Source organism: Rhizobium terrae (genome assembly GCF_003425685.1).
GTDB lineage: Bacteria > Pseudomonadota > Alphaproteobacteria > Rhizobiales > Rhizobiaceae > Neorhizobium > Neorhizobium terrae.
The window spans coordinates 86,050-103,638 of sequence record NZ_QJKM01000007.1; the positions used below are offsets into that span (position 1 = coordinate 86,050).

The window sequence follows — 17,589 nt, forward strand, 5'->3', positions numbered from 1 at the left end:
ACCGCGCTAGGCGTTGCTTTTGCTTTTAACGGCCAAGGCTGGACGACATCCCGGCTTTTGGCGTCCCTTACTCCTCTTCAACAGAAAGGATCGTCCGATGTCGATCACTGCCGAGCGCAAGACCGCGCTGATCAAGGAATATGCCACCTTCGAAGGCGACACCGGTTCCCCGGAAGTCCAGGTCGCGATCCTCACGGAGCGCATCAACAACCTGACCGAACATTTCAAGGACCACAAGAAGGACAACCATTCCCGTCGTGGTCTTCTGACGCTGGTCTCCAGCCGCCGCTCGCTTCTTGACTACCTCAAGAAGAAGGACGAAGGCCGTTACACCAAGCTGATCACCGGCCTGGGTATCCGCCGCTAAGAAATCTTCCGGCGGGTCTGGAAACAGAGCCGCCGGATGCCTTTTCGGGCCTCGATTTTTCCCGGGGTGCCGGATGACAATGCTTCAGGCGCACCGGATTGGCGCGGCAGGAGTGCATGGCAATTCCAGCAAAAGCGCCGAGCGGTTTTGCATTCGGAATTGCGGTAGACAAAGAGATGGAGCAGTTTTGCATTTCGAAGAAATGCTGAACGGCTCTGGACGGAGCCGGATGGGCCGGAGCCGTCAACAACCACCGACCTGTCATGGGGCAGGATTGCCGGATGCTTTAGGCCAGAGCCCGCGGGAACCCCAAGGTGCTTTGGCCAGGTTCTCCAAGCAGAACCTTGTTCGAGAAGCCTCCCGTTGTCTTGCCCATGATTGAGTCACAGATCGCGGTCTCTCACGCTGCGCCGAAACCGGCGATGCGTGGTTTTCCGTATTGAAGGACAAGACATGTTCAATACTCATTCCGTCGAAATCGAATGGGCCGGCCGCCCGCTGAAGCTGGAAACGGGAAAGATTGCCCGCCAGGCTGACGGCGCCGTCCTCGCCACCTACGGCGAAACCGTGGTTCTCGCCACCGTCGTTTCCGCCAAGGCGCCGAAGCCGGGCCAGGACTTCTTCCCGCTCACCGTCAACTACCAGGAAAAGACCTATGCCGCCGGCAAGATCCCCGGCGGCTATTTCAAGCGCGAAGGCCGTCCGAGCGAAAACGAAACCCTCGTTTCCCGCCTGATCGACCGCCCGATCCGCCCGCTCTTCCCGGAAGGTTACAAGAACGACACGCAGGTCGTCGTCACCGTCGTCCAGCATGACCTCGAAAACGATCCGGACGTCCTGTCCATGGTCGCTACCTCGGCTGCGCTGACACTGTCCGGCATCCCGTTCATGGGCCCGGTCGGTGGCGCCCGCGTCGGTTACATCAACGGCGAATACGTCCTGAACCCGCATCTCGACGAGATGGACGAGTCGAGCCTCGACCTCGTCGTTGCCGGCACGGCGGATGCCGTCCTGATGGTTGAATCGGAAGCCAAGGAACTCAACGAAGAAGTCATGCTCGGCGCCGTCATGTTCGGCCATCGTGGCTTTCAGCCGGTCATCGACGCGATCATCAAGCTCGCCGAAGTGGCCGCCAAGGAGCCGCGCGACTTCCAGCCGGAAGATTATTCCGAACTTGAAGCCGAAATGCTGCAGCATTTCGAAGCCGAACTGCGCGAAGCCTACAAGATCACCCAGAAGGCCGACCGCTACGCCGCAGTCGACGCCGTCAAGGCCAAGGTCAAGGCGCACTTCCTGCCGGAAGGCGCCGTCGAGCTGAAGTACACGGCCGAGGAAGTCGGTGCGATCTTCAAGCACCTGCAGGCCAAGATCGTCCGCTGGAACATTCTCGACACCAAGAGCCGCATCGACGGCCGCGATCTCGAAACGGTCCGTCCGATCGTCGCCGAAGTCGGCCTCCTGCCGCGCACCCACGGTTCGGCGCTCTTCACCCGCGGCGAGACCCAGGCGATCGTCGTCGCCACGCTCGGCACCGGCGAAGACGAGCAGTATGTCGATAGCCTCACGGGCATGTACAAGGAGCAGTTCATGCTCCACTACAACTTCCCGCCCTATTCCGTCGGTGAAACCGGCCGCATGGGTTCTCCGGGCCGCCGCGAAATCGGCCATGGCAAGCTCGCATGGCGCGCCATCCATCCGATGCTGCCGACCGCCGAGCAGTTCCCGTACACGCTGCGCGTCGTTTCCGAGATCACCGAGTCCAACGGCTCGTCCTCCATGGCGACCGTCTGCGGCACCTCGCTTGCTCTGATGGATGCCGGCGTTCCGCTGGCAAAGCCGGTTGCCGGCATCGCCATGGGTCTGATCCTCGAAGGCGACCGTTTTGCGGTTCTCTCCGACATCCTCGGTGACGAAGACCACCTTGGCGACATGGACTTCAAGGTTGCCGGCACGGAAAACGGCATCACCTCGCTGCAGATGGACATCAAGATCGCCGGTATCACCGAAGAGATCATGAAGGTCGCGCTCAACCAGGCCCAGGGTGGCCGCAAGCACATCCTCGGCGAGATGGCCAAGGCCATCACCGAAAGCCGCGGCCAGCTCGGCGAATTCGCGCCGCGTATCGAAGTGATGAACATCCCGGTCGACAAGATCCGCGAAGTCATCGGTTCGGGCGGCAAGGTCATCCGCGAAATCGTCGAAAAGACCGGCGCCAAGATCAACATCGAGGACGACGGCACGGTCAAGATCGCCTCGTCCTCCGCCAAGGAGATCGAAGCGGCCCGCAAGTGGATCCACTCGATCGTCGCCGAGCCGGAAGTCGGCCAGATCTACGAAGGCACGGTCGTCAAGACCGCCGATTTCGGCGCCTTCGTGAACTTCTTCGGCGCCCGCGACGGCCTCGTTCACATCTCGCAGCTCGCCTCCGAGCGCGTTGCCAAGACCCAGGACGTCGTCAAGGAAGGCGACAAGGTCTGGGTCAAGCTGATGGGCTTCGACGAGCGCGGCAAGGTTCGCCTGTCGATGAAGGTCGTCGACCAGGCTACCGGTCAGGAAATAAAGAAGGCAGAAGGCGAAGCCGCCGAATAAGCTTCCTTCCTCCTTCAAAAGAAACGAGGCGCGGAAGCTCTTCTTCCGCGCCTTTTCTGTATTCGAGCCCGCAACCCTCCGAGATCCGTCCAGGGGACAAAAATGAGCCGCGATGCGCTGAAAACCCTTTTCCATCCCTTCGCCACGGAAGCCGTGTCCATGCCGACCGCGGGCGACCGCGTGCTTTTCCTCGGCGCAGAGGGCGGCAACGTGCTGCCGGATGGGTTTGAGGCCGAGATCATTTCAATTCAGCCTTTCCGCCCGCTGTTCCGCACCCTGCGCGAAGGTGCGTTCCCGGAAGTCGAGGGGCAAGACTATGACGTTGCGCTGGTTCTCTGCGGCAAGCACCGCGGTGAAAACGAAAATCGCATTGCAGACGCTCTGGAACGGGTCCGCGCAGGCGGCCTCATCGTCATCGCCGGCGGCAAGGAAGACGGCATCCAGCCGCTGCGTACGGCACTCCTGAAGCTTGGCCTTCAGCTCGACTACACCCCGAAATACCACGGCGTCGCCCTATGGTTCGCCCGTCCGAAGAACGTTGATGACGCGATCGCAGCCTTTAAGAAATCCCCGGTCATGGTCGAAGGCCGCTTTGAAGCTGCACCCGGAATGTTTTCCCACGATCGCGTCGATGGGGGTTCGGAACTGCTTGCCAGCCGCCTGCCGACGGATTTCGACGGCAATGCCGCCGATTTCGGCGCTGCTTGGGGATATCTCTCGATCATGCTGACCGAGAAGTCGCCGCGCGTGAACCGCATCGATCTTTATGAGGCAGACCATCAGGCGCTGGAATTCGCCAAGAAGAACCTGGCCCGCAACTGCCCCGACCTCAACGCCCGATTCTATTGGCAGGATTTGAGTGCCGAGCCGGTGAAGGAAAAATACGATCTGGTGATCATGAACCCGCCTTTCCACGAGGCGCAGGCTGCCGATCCGGAACTGGGCCGCGCCATGATCCGCGCCGCAGCCTCCGCCATCAAGAACGGCGGCCGCCTGATGCTCGTCGCCAACCGCGGCCTGCCTTACGAGCCGGCGCTGGCCGAAGGTTTTCGCGAGCATGGTGAAACTTGCCGCAACGCCCGATTCAAGGTTCTATGGGCGAAGAAATAGCGCTCAGGCTGCTTCTATATCTTTTCGGGCCGCACTGGCGAGAAATGCGGAGCGCCTAAGCCCACGCTCTTTCGCGGCTGCATCGAGGGCATCCAACATGCCTTTTTCGAACGTTACATTGGCCCGGACGATCCGGGTATCGTCTTCGATAAAGGGAATGCGCACAAGGAAGGCGCCCTCGGCAAGTTCGGCACGGACATCTTCTCTGACCATCAGATCGTCATAGGAGGAAGGATGAGGCAGAGCCTCATCCTCCGCCCAAAGGCGAAGCGCTTCGATCGCGTTTGCTGTGAGATCGTCTTCCGCGTCCGCCGCCGAGAAGACGGACGGCAGGTCCGGAAAGCTGATGCCGAAGGCGCTGTCCGAGTCCTTGTGTACCAAAGCGATGAAATGCTTCATCGACGTCACCTCGGATTCATCCTGCCTGTTTGGCGATCGCCAAAGCGGTGCCAACCGGCAAATCCTTCTTGGGATGCGGTACGATGATCGTCTGCGCACCCTTCCGCAGCTTATGGTGCGAGCCCTTGATGGATATGAGTTCAAAGCCTTCGCGCTTCAATCGCGCGATGATCTATGGCTGTTGCGTTCCACGGGCTTAATCTCCTTGCCCATGGATAACAGCTCACCGATCGCAGATAAATAATATGCGCACTATAATGCGCATATTATTCCGAATCCGCGTTCCTCAGCCGGTCGAGGCTCGGCAGCGAGGTGATGTTGTACCCCGCATCCACATAGTGAATCTCGCCGGTTACGCCGCGGGAGAGGTCCGAGAGCAAATAGAGCGCGGAGCCGCCGATGTCCTCGATCGTCGCGGTGCGGCGCAGCGGCGCGTTCTTCTGGTTCCACGAATAGATGGCACGGGCGTCCGAGATGCCGGCGCCTGCCAGCGTCCGGACCGGGCCTGCGGAAATCGCATTGACACGGATATCCTTCGGGCCGTAGTCGGCGGCCAGGTAGCGCACCGAGCTTTCCAGCGCCGCCTTGGCGACACCCATGACGTTGTAGTTCGGGATGACGCGCACCGAGCCGCCATAGGTGAGCGTCAGCAGCGCACCGCCATCGGTCATCAGGTTGGCGGCTCGCTTGGCGATCTCCGTAAAGGAAAAGCAGGAAATTACCATCGTGCGGCTGAAATTGTCGCGTGTCGTATCGGCGTAGAGGCCCTTCAGTTCATTCTTATCGGAAAAGCCGATGGCGTGCACGACGAAGTCGAGCTTGCCCCAGCGTTCCTTGATGGCCTCGAAGGTCGCATCCACGGAAGCGATGTCCTCAACATCGCAAGGCACGACGAAATCCGAATTGAGTTCGGCCGCGAGCGGCTTCACGCGCTTGCCAAGGGCCTCGCCCTGGAAGGTGAAGGCGAGTTCCGCGCCCTGTGCGGCGACCGCCTTGGAAATTCCCCAGGCAATCGAATGATTGTTTGCGACCCCCATGATCAGGCCGCGTTTCCCCTGCATGATTCCCGTCATGGAGTTATCCGTTGTAGCGCTGGAAGACGAGCGTGGCGTTGGTGCCGCCGAACCCAAAGGAATTGGAAAGAACCGTATCGATCTTGGCGTTGTCGATCCGCTTGCGGACGATCGGCACGCCTTCGAATTCCGGATCGAGGGTCTCGATATGGGCGCTTTCGCCGATGAAGCGTTCCTGCATCATCAGAAGCCCGTAGATCGATTCCTGCACCCCCGCGCCGCCGAGCGAATGGCCCGTCAGCGACTTGGTGGACTGGATATGGGGCATCCTGTCGCCGAAGACGGTGCGGATCGCGCCGATCTCCTTCGAGTCTCCCACGGGCGTCGAGGTGCCGTGGGTATTGATGTAGTCGACCTCACCCTTCACGGTCGCAAGCGCCTGGCGCATGCAGCGCACCGCGCCTTCGCCTGAAGGGGCGACCATGTCGTAACCGTCCGACGTTGCGCCATAACCGACGATCTCGGCATAGATCTTCGCGCCGCGAGCCTTGGCGTGCTCCAGCTCCTCGAGAACCAGCACGCCGGCGCCGCCGGCGATGACGAAGCCGTCGCGATCGACGTCATAGGCGCGCGAGGCCTTGTCGGGATTATTGTTGTACTTGGTCGACATGGCGCCCATGGCGTCGAACAGGTTCGACATCGTCCAGTCGAGGTCCTCGTGGCCGCCGGCGAACATCACGTCCTGTTTGCCCCACTGGATCATCTCCGCGGCATTGCCGATGCAATGCGCCGAGGTGGAGCAGGCCGACGAGATCGAATAGTTGACGCCGTGGATCTTGAACCAGGTGGCGAGCGTTGCGGATGCCGTCGACGACATAGCCTTGGGCACGGCGAACGGGCCGATGCGCTTCGGGCTGTTGTTCTTGATGGTGATCTCGGCCGCCTCGATCAGCGTGCGGGTGGAGGGGCCGCCCGAACCCATGATGATGCCGGTGCGCTCGTTCTCGCCGATATCCTTGTCTTCAAGACCGGAATCGGCGATCGCCTGCTTCATCGCCACATGGTTCCAGGCGCCGCCCTGGCTCAGGAAGCGCATGGCGCGGCGGTCGACGAGATCGGTCGGGTCAAGGTTCGGCTTGCCCCAGACCTGGCATTTGAAGCCGTGCTCGGCAAAATCGGGCGAAAAGGAAATGCCGGATTTCGCCTGACGCAGGGACTCGGTGACTTCCGCGGCATCGCTTCCGATCGAGGATACGATACCCAGACCTGTTACAACTACCCGTCTCATGTCTCGGACCTTCTGATGATTGAGATTGGACAAGAGTGCCGGTCAGGCCGTCTTGTCTTTCGACAGACCGACCCGCAGGTCGGCCGCCTGATAAATGGTTTCGCCATCCGCCTTCAGCCAGCCGTCCGCCGTGCCGAGCACCAGACGGCCACGCATGACACGCTTGAAGTCGATACCATACTCGATCAGCTTCGTATGCGGGCGGACCATGCCCTTGAACTTCACTTCCCCTGTGGAAAGCGCCATGCCGCGGCCTTCCTCGCCGAGCCAGCCGAGGAAGAAGCCGGTCAGTTGCCACATGCCGTCGAGACCGAGGCAGCCCGGCATGATCGGATTGCCTTCGAAATGGCAGGGGAAATACCAGTCGTCGGGGCGTACGTCGTATTCGGCGCGAAGATATCCTTTGTCGAACGCACCGCCCGTCTCGGAGATGTCCGTGATTCGATGAACCATCAGCATGGGCGGCAGCGGCAGCTGCGCGTTGCCAGGCCCGAAAAGCTCGCCGTGTGCGCAGGTTAGGAGTTCCTCATACGAGAAGCTGGACTGTCTGGTGGCCATAAGTTTCCGTTCCCCCCGTTGAACCTTTTGTTTCCGAAGCTTTATTGCAAGATCGGATGGAATTGAAGCACTACGATGATCGCACGCTCCGCCTGGGGATGGCACTGGGGCGCTGGAACATCCTGCCGTTCAGGTCCGCATATAGGAAGCGATGGGCGCAAACCAGAGGTAAAAGGCCGAAATAACGCGATTTTGCCGAAGCGGCGCCGGGTATCCTCCGGAAACTATTGAAAGTGCTGGCTGTAAAAGTTATATCCGAAAGTCAAGATACCTGACATGCGCATGAACGACGGGAGCTGACGGGCAATATGGCAGAAGCCATCACGAACATCGAGGCGAGACTGCGTCATTGTGGCCTGCGTCCGACGCGGCAACGTGTGGCCCTTGCCGACCTTCTGTTCGCCAAAGGCGACCGTCATCTGACCGTCGAGGAACTGCACGAAGAGGCTGAAACGGCTGGCGTTCCCGTCTCTCTGGCGACCGTCTACAACACGCTGCACCAGTTCACGGAAGCGGGCCTCATCCGGGTGCTCGCCGTCGAGGGTTCGAGAACCTATTTCGATACCAATATCTCCGACCATCACCATTTCTTTGTCGAAGGCCGCAACGAGGTGCTCGACATCCCGGTCAGCAACCTGGAGATCGGCAATCTTCCGGAAGCGCCGGAAGGCATGGAAATTGCCCACGTGGACGTCGTCATTCGCCTGCGCGAGAAGAAGTCCTGACGTCCCCTATTCCTGCCCCTTTCGTCCCTTGATCGCCTCATCCTGCGGCCGGCCGGGCCTTGGCCTGTAGCGCGACAGCGTCCAGCCATAGTGGATCGCACCGCCGCGCAATGCAAAGGCGACCGTCATGCCGAGGCCTGAACTAACATAGGTCGGCATCTCCAATGCATGCGCGCCGGTAAAGGCGATGGCACCGAAAAGCGCCGCGGTAATGTAGATCTCCGACCTGAGAAGCACCGAGGGTTCGTGGGCGAGCAGGTCGCGCAGGATGCCGCCGAACGCAGCGGTCAGCGCGCCGGTGACGATGGCGATCGTCGGCGATCCGGTGGCGGCGAGCCCTTTGGCGGCGCCGAGCACGCTATAGGCGGCAAGTCCCACCGCGTCGAGCCAGATAAGCAGTCGGTAACGCCATTCGACCCTGTGCGCCGTGAAGAAGACGAAGGTACCGGTGATGACGCAGATGAGGATATAGGTCGGATCCAGCACCCAGAACACCGGCGTACGGCCGAGAATGATGTCCCTGAGCGTGCCGCCGCCGAGTCCGGTCACCGCCGCGAAGAACAGGAAGCCGACGAGATCGAGTTCCTTCCGCGAGGCGGCAAGCGCGCCTGTTGCGGCGAAGAGCGCAATACCGGCATAGTCGAGAACGTTCAGCGGTGACATAGAGATCCTTGGGTCGTGCGACGTCCAGCGTCGCACAAGTGCGGGCGGTTAACATAACCGCCGATTGTCGCGTGCGTCATCCGTGGGCGCGCGCCGTGAACAGATGAATTTGCGGAGACCGGCTCGTGAAAAAGCTTTTGATCGTTCTTGCCCAAGCGCTTGTTCTTGCGCTGCTGCCGGCCTTCGCGCTCGCCCAACAGCAGATCGTCAGCGATCCGGAGATTTATGAAAAGAATCACTTCCGGGAGGAATGCAAGATCGCGCAGTTCGATGCCGACTTCATCAAGCGGTTCGACATCAACAACGACGGGATCATCGATCTGGTTTCGGATCAAAGCAGGCTGGTTTGTGATGGGAAAAGAGGCCCCGCCTGCAACGCGGAAGGCTGCCCCTATAATTTCTATGTCCAAGTCAAGGAGGGCGGCTATGTCATGGTCGCCACCGCGAAACTCTATCGCTATGATTTCGTGCAGTATTTCGGCAACATGGTTTTCAATTTGACGATGCATCCCCGCTACTGCGGTCGCACCGACGCCGTGCCCTGTGAAATGCGCGTCAGGGTGCGCGGCCTTGATTTCAATATCCTGTCGAAAAAATAGAACGATTCCGAGGGAGAAGACGAGAAGGCTCACTTCGGAAAGAGCGAATCGATGCGCCCGGCGAGGTAGTAGGCCGTCAGGCTTATCCATTCTCGCGCCGCCGTGGTGGTGATCTGGGCATTCAGCGCCGGCTGGGTAAAATCGAAAGAGAGGCCGGCCACGCCGCTCGTCCGGTAGTCCACCGGCCAGGGCGTCACGGCAATACCCGCCCTGCGGAACAGGCCGATCGAGCGCGGCATATGGAAGGCGGAAGTGATCAGCAGGCAGTTTTCGAGCCCCTTCGCCTTCAGGAGTTCGGCTGTGTTCACACTGTTCTCGTAGGTCGTGCGCGAGGTGTTTTCCTTCACCAGCCTTTCCGGTGGAATGCCGAAAGTCGAGAAGAAGCGTTCGGCCGCTGCGCCTCGCCCTCATAACCGCCGCTGATCGAGCCATCACCGCCCGAGATCAGAATACGCGCCTCCGGATGATTGCGGGCGAGCCGCAATGCCTCGACAAAACGGTCCGCCGCCTGGTTGAACTCGATACCGCCGCGCGCTGTGTTGATCTCATTGTCGAATGCGCCGCCGAGCACGATCATGCAGGAGATCTCGGCGGGGTCTGATGCCGGCCTTGGGAGCCGCGCCTCCAACTTCTGCAGTGCAACGGTTCCCGTCGTGGTGAAGAGCGTCACGAAGAGGATAAGAGCCGCCAGCAGCGCAGAAAAGCCGCCGAGCTTTCGCCAGCCGACGAAAACGAGAAATGCGGCGAGGAGCGAGAACAGGAAGGCGGCGGAAAGCGGCTGGGCGAAAACCCAGAAGAGCTTCGAAATCAGGAACATGCATCTTTCCAGAAAGGATCACGCGCGGCGACGGGCGGGCAGGATCGGCTGCTGGAAGTGAAGTTGCAGCGGGCGCGGCAGGAGTGCCGTTGCCAGAGCCACCGTCAAAGCCAGCATCGACACGACCCAGAGCGCATCGCTGCCAGCGTATTTTGTCAAAAAAGCGCCGGTTACCGCGCCGCAGGCCATTCCGGTCCAAGGAACGGTCTGGATGACCCAGCCTGCCGGGTTTCGGTCCCCGATCAGCCAACGCCCGATGCCGCGGCCGAAGCGGGAGAGCGCGCCCGTTACATAGGTGAGGCCGATCGGCAGGCCCTCGATATGCTCGACGGTGGCGTTGATCATGCCCATCGATAGGACCACAAGATAGAATTGCAGCCTCGGATAGCCGATGCTAGGCACGGTCGAGGCGAGCCCCAGGACGATCGAAACGCCTGCGAGCACGACAAAGGTCCGTCGCGCGGAGACCGTATGCGCCAGCACGATGCCAAGCGCGTTGCCGATGATGAAGACCCAAAGCGCGGCGAACAGGATGAGCGCGTGAGCGTAATCGCTAGCTGAAAAGGCAAGAGCCGCACGGGTCGTGTTGCCCGTCATGAAGGAGACGAAGTCACCGGAAAGAAGCAGGCCCACAGCATCCGTCATGCCCGCCACGAAGGATATGGCGGCGACGAGAGCCAGCCCCGTCAGGGTTCGCCGTTTGCGAATGATACGTCTTCGTCTGTCTCGTGTCATGGAGGCTCCGTCCTCCTCAAGTTTCGAGCGGGTCAATTCCTCGGCATTGATTTGGAACAATGCCCGACAAGTTGAAAAGAAATCGCAAATCCGGCAGTGGACTACTTCGACTGCAGCCAGGCTTCGATGCCCTTTGCAGCAGCACGTCCCGTGGCAAGGCAGGCAGTCAGCAGGTAACCGCCGGTCGGCGCTTCCCAGTCTAGCATTTCGCCGGCGGCGAAGACGTTCGGGAGAGGTTTCAGCATATAGTTCGGGTCGAGTCCATCCCAGGCGATTCCTCCGGCGGAGGAGATCGCTTCGGCAATCGGCCGAGGCCGCAGGAGCGGAACAGGAAGGGTCTTGATGAGCCCTGCCAGAGCCTCAGGCGCCATGCGGTTGGAATTGGGCGAAAGCTCGCGCAGCAGCGCCGCTTTGACGCCATCCAGTCCGGCGCCCTTGCGCAACCGGTTTGAAAAGCTCGCCTTCACATCCTGGCGCGACAGGTCGCGGGCTAGGCGCTCCGTCGTGCGGTCGGGCATCAGATCGATGGCGAGCGACGCCTGGCCGGTCGCGAGGAGCCGGTCCCGCAAGGCTGCGGAATGGGCATAGACGAGACTGCCTTCGATCCCATGCCGGGAGACCACGAACTCGCCTCGGAAGATGCCGGCATCGGATGTCGCGGAAACGGATTTCAGCGGAGCTCCGGCAAAACGCTCGCGAAACGTCTCGCTCCAGCCGACGTCGAAACCGCAATTGGCAGGCCGGAAATCGGCGATTGCCACGCTTTTTTCCCTGAGCCACGGCACCCAGGCGGCATCCGATCCGAGCCGCGGCCAGCTGGCGCCGCCAAGCGCCAGAAGGGTCGCGTCGGCCGGCACCGCGATTTCGCCTTCCAAGGTCGCGAAACGATGGCCCTCCTCGGCAAATCCGGTCCAGCGATGCCGCATCCTGAGCAAAACGCCCTGCGTCTCCAGCCGCCGTAGCCAAGCGCGCAGCAGCGGTGAAGCCTTCATCACCGTCGGAAAGACCCGGCCCGACGTGCCGACGAAGGTTTCCGCGCCGAGGCCGAGCGCCCACTCCCGGACATCCTCCGGATTAAACGCGTCAAGCGCCGGCCGCAGCCGTGCGGATGCGGCGCCGAAACGCTCCGCAAAGCGCGAAAACTCCTCAGAATGGGTGATGTTGAGACCGGATTTGCCGGCCAGCAGGAATTTCCGCCCGAAGGTCGGCATGGCTTCGTAGACGGTCACGGCATGGCCGCTTGCGGAAAGCACCTCCGCCGCCATGAGTCCCGCCGGTCCACCGCCGATGATCGCGATCTTCCTGCTCATGGGCACGGCTGCGTCGTTGCGGGAAGCGGCGTGCGATTGCGCCGGATTTCCACGAAGATATGCCCGAAGAGCGCGAGGAGCACGATCGGCCCGCCGATCAGCGTCGCCTGCGGCGGCACTTCGGCCATGAAGATCCACACCCAGAGGGGCGTCAGCGGCACTTCCAGCGCCGTGATCAGGCTGGCGTCCGCCGCCGGAATACGCTTGGCTCCGAATGTGTAGAGGATCAGGCCGAGTGCATTCTGCACGATGCCGAAGAGGAAGATCAGCCCGATATCCTGGATCGTCGCCATGCCGGGGCTCGCGAACCAGAACGTCGAAAACGAGCAGAGATAGGCCGAAAGAGCCATGGCGGGCAGCATCTGCACACCGCGGTACTGCCGCATGACGACGGAGAGGGCGGCGACAGTTAGGGTCATGATCGCCGCCATGCCCTTGCCGAGCAGCGAACCGCCGCTGCCTGCATCCGTCAGCATGACCGCGACACCCGCGAAGGCGACGGCGCTGGCGATCAGTGTTGCACGGCTGGTCCGTTCCCCGATGAAAAGAAAGGCGAGCCCGGCGGTGACGAAGGGTACCGTCGCATAGATGACCATCGCGTCGGCGACCGACGTGTAATAGAGCGAACCGAGGCCGGAAATCATGCTGCCGGCGCTGAAGAGGGTGGCGAGGATCGTCGGCCAGCGGATCGCCTTCAGGATGGGCCAGGCCCGGCCGCGTTCCAGATAGAAGAAGAACAGCAGCGTCGTCGTGCCGGAAACCAGCCCGCGCAGAAAGATGATCGTCGGCAGGTCGGCCGAGATCGACCGCATGAAGATGCCGGACAGCGACCAGGCCAGCGCCGAAAGCGCAACATAGATCACACCCAGGCGATACTGGCTGTCTTCGCTGGACATGTCTCAGGTTCCGAAAACGAAAGAAGGCGGGACGTTAATCCCGCCTGCGAGTCGTCACAAGTGCAACTTGCGGATTCTCATGCCGCAAGCAAAGGCGTCACGCTTTCCCATAACCGCCGGCCGTCGGGGTGATCACGGTCACCGCCTCGCCCGCCTCGATGGTGGTCTGGGCGCAGCCGCCGAGTTCTTCGAACGTGCCGTCAAGACGGCGCACCGTCGTGCGGCCCATCTCGCCCGCTTCGCCGCCGCCAAGCCCGTGGGGCTTGATCGTCCGGTGCGAGGAGAGGATGGCGCAGTCCATCTTTTCCAGGAAACGGATCGTCCGCTTCGTGCCGTTACCGGCCGAGAACCTGCCTTTGCCGCCGGAATTTTCGCGGATATGGAAGTCCTCCAGGAGGACCGGATAACGGGTTTCCAGGATTTCCGGATCGGTGAGGCGCGAGTTCGTCATGTGGACGTGAACCGCATCCGTGCCGGTAAAGCCCATTCCGTCGTTGAACCGGCCGGCCGGCGAACCGGAGCACAGCGTTTCGTAATACTGGTAGGTCGCGTTGCCGAAAGTCAGGTTGTTCATCGTGCCCTGGCTCGCCGCCATCGCGCCCAAAGCCCCGAACAAGGCATTGGTGACGTGTTGCGACGTCTCCACGTTGCCGGCAACGACGGCTGCCGGATATTGCGGCTTCAGCATCGAGCCTTCCGGTACGACGATGCGGATCGGCCTCAGGCAGCCGGCATTCATCGGGATCGAGCTTTCGACCATGACACGGAAGACATAAAGCACCGCAGCGCGCGTCACCGGTTCCGGCGCGTTGAAATTGTTTTGTCTCTGCGGACTGGTTCCGGTGAAATCGACGGTCGCTTCGCGCTTCTGCTTGTCGACCGTGATCTTCACCTTGATCGTGCTGCCCTGATCGGTGGCGTAGGAGAACTCAGCGTCGTTCAGCTTCTCGAGAACCCGGCGTACGCTTTCTTCCGCATTGTCCTGCACGTGACCCATATAGGCCTGCACGACGTCCAAACCGAATTGCGCGATCATCTTGCGCATCTCGTGCACGCCCTTTTCGTTGGCGGCGATCTGGGCGCGCAGGTCTGCGACGTTCTGGGCGACGTTGCGGGCCGGGTAGGGATGCTCGGAGAGAAGCCTGGTAATGCCCGCCTCGTCGAACCAGCCGCGATCGACCAGGAGCACGTTGTCGAACAGCACGCCTTCTTCATCGACGGTGGTCGCAAGCGGCGTCATCGAGCCCGGAGCCGTGCCACCGACATCCGCATGGTGTCCGCGCGAGGCGACGTAGAAGAGAATATTCTCGCCCTTCTCGTCGAATACCGGTGTCACGACGGTGATATCCGGCAGGTGCGTACCACCATTGTAAGGCGCGTTCAGCGCAAAGACGTCGCCTGGACGGATCTTGCCCTGGTTTTGGGCGATAACGCTTTCGACGGAACGATCCATGGAGCCAAGATGGACCGGCATATGCGGAGCATTGGCGACCAGCGCGCCGTTCTCATCGAAGACGGCGCAGGAGAAGTCGAGCCGTTCCTTGATGTTGACCGAAGACGCGGTGTTCTGCAGCGTCACGCCCATCTGTTCGGCGATCGACATGAACAGGTTGTTGAACACTTCGAGCAGAACCGGATCGGCCTGCGTGCCGATCGGCTTGGCGCGCGAAAGCGCGGCGACGCGCTTCAGCACGACGTGGTTCAGCCTGGTGATCTCGAAGGCCCAGCCATCTTCAACGACGATCGTCTGGTGCGGCTCGACGATCAGGCAGGGACCGTTCGCACGCGCGCCCGGTTTGATGTCCGCACGGCGGTAGACCGGCGCCTCGCGCCATGTCCCGCCGGAGAAAAATTTCGTCCGCTCGGCAGCATTTGGCGCGGTGCCGTCCAGCACAAATTCCGGCTCGGCCGAATCCGCACCGCCGCCGATCGCCTCGACCTCATAGGCCTCGAAAATGATCTCGCGGTTCTCGAAGATGAAGCCGAACTGCTTTTTATGCGCGGTCTCGAAAGCCAGCGTCATGCCGGTGGCATCGGTCACCGTCACCGGCAGGGTCGTATCCGTGCCTTGATACCGCAGGTGAGCGCGATGCAGCACATCCATTTCGGTTTCGGTAACACCTTGCGAAGCCATTTCCCCGACGACGCTTGCGGTCAGTTCGTCACGGATCGGACCAAGCGTCCCGAGTGCCGCGGCAAGCTCCTGCGAAATCGTCCGCTGGCGCGTGGCGCGAATATCGGCAAGACCCATGCCATAGGCGGAAAGAATGCCTGAGAACGGGTGGATCAGAACGGTCGAGATGCCGAGCGCGTCAGCCGTCAGGCAGGCATGCTGGCCGCCGGCGCCGCCGAAACAGGTCAGTACGTAATGCGTGACGTCGTAACCGCGCTGGACGCTGATCTTCTTGACCGCATTCGCCATGTTCTCGACCGCGATGGCGAGGAAACCGTCCGCCACCTCTTCCGGGGAACGGCCGTCGCCGATCGTCTTGGCCATGTCTTCGAAAGCTGCGCGCACCGCGTCCGCATCGAGCGGCTGGTCGCGGTTCGGGCCGAAAATCGCCGGGAAAAGCTTCGGCGAGAGCTTGCCGAGCATGACGTTCGCATCGGTGACGGTCAACGGACCACCACGGCGATAGGCCTTCGGGCCGGGATTGGCACCGGCAGAATCCGGGCCGACGCGGAAACGGCCGTTCTCGAAATGCAAAATAGAGCCGCCGCCGGCGGCAACCGTGTGGATCGACATCATCGGCGCGCGCATACGCACGCCGGCCACCTCCGTTTCGAAGGAGCGTTCAAGCTCGCCGTCGTAGTGCGAAACATCGGTCGACGTGCCGCCCATGTCGAAACCGATCATTCGCTCGAAACCCGCAAGCCGCGAAGTCTCCACCGCGCCGACCACGCCGCCGGCCGGGCCGGAGAGGATCGCGTCCTTGCCCTGGAAAAGCCGCGCGGCGGTAAGGCCGCCGGAGGATTGCATGAACATCAGCTGCGCGCCGCTCTGGCCTTCATCGAGCCCCGTGCCGAGTTCGCCGGCCACCTGCTCCACGTAGCGGCGTAGGATCGGCGAGAGATAGGCATCGACAACGGTCGTATCGCCACGGCCGACGAGCTTGATCAGCGGCGACACCTCATGGCTGACGGAAACCTGGGTGAACCCGATCTCGCGGGCGATCCGTGCAACCAGCTGTTCGTGCGCCGGGAAACGGTAGGCATGCATGAAGACGATCGCGATGGCCCGGAAACCGGCATCGAACTGCGCCCGCAGCTCGGCACGGATCGCCTTCTCGTCCGGTGCCGCCTCGACGGCGCCGTCGGCGCGGACGCGCTCGTCCACCTCGACCACGGCGCTGTAAACCAGTTCCGGCTTGATGATCTTCTTGGCAAAAATGTCGGCGCGCGCCTGGTAGCCGATCGCCAGCGCATCGCGGAAGCCGCGTGTGGTGACCAGCAGGGTGCGCTCGCCCTTGCGTTCCAGCAGCGCATTGGTGGCGACGGTGGTGCCCATCTTCACCGCGCCGATGGCGTCGGCGGGAATCGGCATTCCGGCGGAAAGGCCCAGAAGCTCGCGGATGCCCTGCACGGCCGCATCCCGGTAAGCCTCTGGATTTTCGGAAAGAACCTTATGGGCAACCAATGAGCCGTCCGGCTTCCTCCCGACGATATCGGTAAACGTACCGCCGCGGTCGATCCAGAAGTCCCACTTGTTGCCGGCCATATCCCGCCCCTGTTTTCGGAAATTTGAGTTGCAATAACGAAAACATTTCGTCGATAAAACGTCAATGATTAGTTGACAGGAAAATCACTGTTAAGCATCATGCCGACCAGAACGGGCAAAGGTAGCCGGTATTCAGAGAGCTCCCACCCGTGCAACCGGCAACCGAGGGGAGCCGACCATGTCTTTTTGCCGCCTTGCTTTGCGGAGGGCAGTCCGTGTCCGCCGCTGATATTCGCCATAGCATATTTCCCGATTGGCTCCGCCGCGCGCTCGACGGACTTTATCTCGTCTCCGGCTGGATGGCCGGGCTTTTCCTCATCGCCATCTTCCTTTTGATGATGGCGCTGTCCGCCGGGCGCCCGCTCGATATAGACGTACCGGCCGGCGATGATTTCGCCTCCTGGTGCATGGCCGCCAGCGCTTTCCTTGGCCTTGCCCATACATTCCGCTCCGGCGAGATGATCCGCGTCGGCCTGCTGGTCGAGCGTATCAAGGGGCCGGCTAGGCGGGTGGTCGAGGTGATCGCGCTGATCGTCGGCACGGTCGCGCTCGTCTATTTCGCCTGGTTTGCGCTCGACATGACGCTGACGTCCTACCGCTTCAACGACCTCTCCCAGGGCGTGATCGCCGTGCCGCTGTGGATCCCGCAGCTCGGTTTTTCCGGCGGCCTGATCATCCTCGCCGTCGCTTTCGTCGATGAACTCCTGCACGTGCTGTTCGGCGGTTCGCCGCGCTACGAAAAGCCCGAGCCGGTGACCGCCGAGGAAGTCATCGAACGCGCCATCCAGAGCGGGGCCTGATG

Annotated in this window: 15 protein-coding genes and 2 pseudogenes; 6 read left to right on the top strand and 11 right to left on the bottom strand. The window is 61.6% G+C overall.

What is annotated here, in order from left to right:
- The first annotated feature begins 97 nt into the window (after window positions 1-97).
- The 3 genes from rpsO to DMO26_RS14335 all read left to right on the top strand — a co-directional run bounded on the left by rpsO (window position 98) and on the right by DMO26_RS14335 (window position 4,066).
- Window positions 98-367 (top strand): 30S ribosomal protein S15, encoded by a 270-nt coding sequence (rpsO, locus tag DMO26_RS14325; RefSeq protein WP_117192836.1) that lies wholly within the window; start codon window positions 98-100, stop codon window positions 365-367.
- A gap of 453 nt (window positions 368-820) precedes the next feature.
- Window positions 821-2,956 (top strand): polyribonucleotide nucleotidyltransferase, encoded by a 2,136-nt coding sequence (pnp, locus tag DMO26_RS14330; protein ID WP_117192837.1) that lies wholly within the window; start codon window positions 821-823, stop codon window positions 2,954-2,956.
- A 102-nt stretch (window positions 2,957-3,058) separates the two neighbouring features.
- Window positions 3,059-4,066 carry a class I SAM-dependent methyltransferase gene (locus tag DMO26_RS14335; RefSeq protein ID WP_117192838.1) on the top strand — a complete coding sequence of 336 codons (1,008 nt, stop codon included), beginning with the start codon at window positions 3,059-3,061 and terminating at the stop codon, window positions 4,064-4,066.
- A 3-nt stretch (window positions 4,067-4,069) separates the two neighbouring features.
- Here DMO26_RS14335 and DMO26_RS14340 read toward each other — a convergent pair whose 3' ends face one another.
- From DMO26_RS14340 to fabA, 5 genes and pseudogenes are all read right to left on the bottom strand, one after another.
- Entirely contained in the window at window positions 4,070-4,465 is a 396-nt protein-coding gene (locus DMO26_RS14340; RefSeq protein WP_117192839.1) for a type II toxin-antitoxin system HicB family antitoxin, read from the bottom strand.
- Between the two features lie 16 nt (window positions 4,466-4,481).
- Window positions 4,482-4,657: pseudogene (locus DMO26_RS14345) on the bottom strand (type II toxin-antitoxin system HicA family toxin).
- A gap of 74 nt (window positions 4,658-4,731) precedes the next feature.
- Window positions 4,732-5,538, bottom strand: coding sequence for an enoyl-ACP reductase FabI (fabI, locus tag DMO26_RS14350; RefSeq protein ID WP_117192841.1), 807 nt, complete (start codon window positions 5,536-5,538; stop codon window positions 4,732-4,734).
- Between the two features lie 4 nt (window positions 5,539-5,542).
- Window positions 5,543-6,766, bottom strand: a complete 1,224-nt coding sequence (gene fabB, locus DMO26_RS14355) for a beta-ketoacyl-ACP synthase I (protein ID WP_117193098.1) — start codon at window positions 6,764-6,766, stop codon at window positions 5,543-5,545.
- 42 nt (window positions 6,767-6,808) lie between these two features.
- Window positions 6,809-7,324 carry a 3-hydroxyacyl-[acyl-carrier-protein] dehydratase FabA gene (gene fabA / locus DMO26_RS14360; protein ID WP_117192842.1) on the bottom strand — a complete coding sequence of 172 codons (516 nt, stop codon included), beginning with the start codon at window positions 7,322-7,324 and terminating at the stop codon, window positions 6,809-6,811.
- 308 nt (window positions 7,325-7,632) lie between these two features.
- Between fabA and irrA the strand changes: the two genes are divergently transcribed.
- A complete protein-coding gene (gene irrA, locus DMO26_RS14365) occupies window positions 7,633-8,049 on the top strand; it encodes an iron response transcriptional regulator IrrA (RefSeq protein ID WP_117192843.1) in 417 nt (138 codons plus the stop codon).
- Between the two features lie 6 nt (window positions 8,050-8,055).
- Here irrA and DMO26_RS14370 read toward each other — a convergent pair whose 3' ends face one another.
- A complete protein-coding gene (locus tag DMO26_RS14370; RefSeq protein WP_117192844.1) occupies window positions 8,056-8,712 on the bottom strand; it encodes a trimeric intracellular cation channel family protein in 657 nt (218 codons plus the stop codon).
- Window positions 8,713-8,837: 125 nt separating this feature from the next.
- Between DMO26_RS14370 and DMO26_RS14375 the strand changes: the two genes are divergently transcribed.
- The gene (locus DMO26_RS14375) at window positions 8,838-9,311 is read left to right on the top strand and encodes a hypothetical protein (protein WP_117192845.1); all 474 of its coding nucleotides are present in this window, start codon (window positions 8,838-8,840) and stop codon (window positions 9,309-9,311) included.
- Window positions 9,312-9,340: 29 nt separating this feature from the next.
- On the opposite strand, the pseudogene DMO26_RS14380 reads toward DMO26_RS14375, so the two are convergent.
- From DMO26_RS14380 to DMO26_RS14400, 5 genes and pseudogenes are all read right to left on the bottom strand, one after another.
- A pseudogene (locus DMO26_RS14380) lies at window positions 9,341-10,128 on the bottom strand (YdcF family protein).
- Window positions 10,129-10,146: 18 nt separating this feature from the next.
- Window positions 10,147-10,863 carry a YoaK family protein gene (locus DMO26_RS14385; protein ID WP_117192846.1) on the bottom strand — a complete coding sequence of 239 codons (717 nt, stop codon included), beginning with the start codon at window positions 10,861-10,863 and terminating at the stop codon, window positions 10,147-10,149.
- Window positions 10,864-10,964: 101 nt separating this feature from the next.
- A complete protein-coding gene (locus DMO26_RS14390) occupies window positions 10,965-12,173 on the bottom strand; it encodes a TIGR03862 family flavoprotein (RefSeq protein WP_117192847.1) in 1,209 nt (402 codons plus the stop codon).
- Window positions 12,170-13,069: a DMT family transporter gene (locus tag DMO26_RS14395; protein ID WP_117192848.1), complete on the bottom strand. Its 900-nt coding sequence runs from the start codon at window positions 13,067-13,069 to the stop codon at window positions 12,170-12,172. The genes DMO26_RS14390 and DMO26_RS14395 overlap by 4 nt, the downstream gene beginning before the upstream one ends.
- A gap of 97 nt (window positions 13,070-13,166) precedes the next feature.
- Window positions 13,167-16,787, bottom strand: coding sequence for a hydantoinase B/oxoprolinase family protein (locus tag DMO26_RS14400; RefSeq protein WP_117192849.1), 3,621 nt, complete (start codon window positions 16,785-16,787; stop codon window positions 13,167-13,169).
- 215 nt (window positions 16,788-17,002) lie between these two features.
- On the opposite strand from DMO26_RS14400, the gene DMO26_RS14405 reads away from it, so the two are divergent.
- The gene (locus tag DMO26_RS14405; protein WP_226951299.1) at window positions 17,003-17,587 is read left to right on the top strand and encodes a TRAP transporter small permease; all 585 of its coding nucleotides are present in this window, start codon (window positions 17,003-17,005) and stop codon (window positions 17,585-17,587) included.
- Window positions 17,588-17,589: the final 2 nt, after the last annotated feature.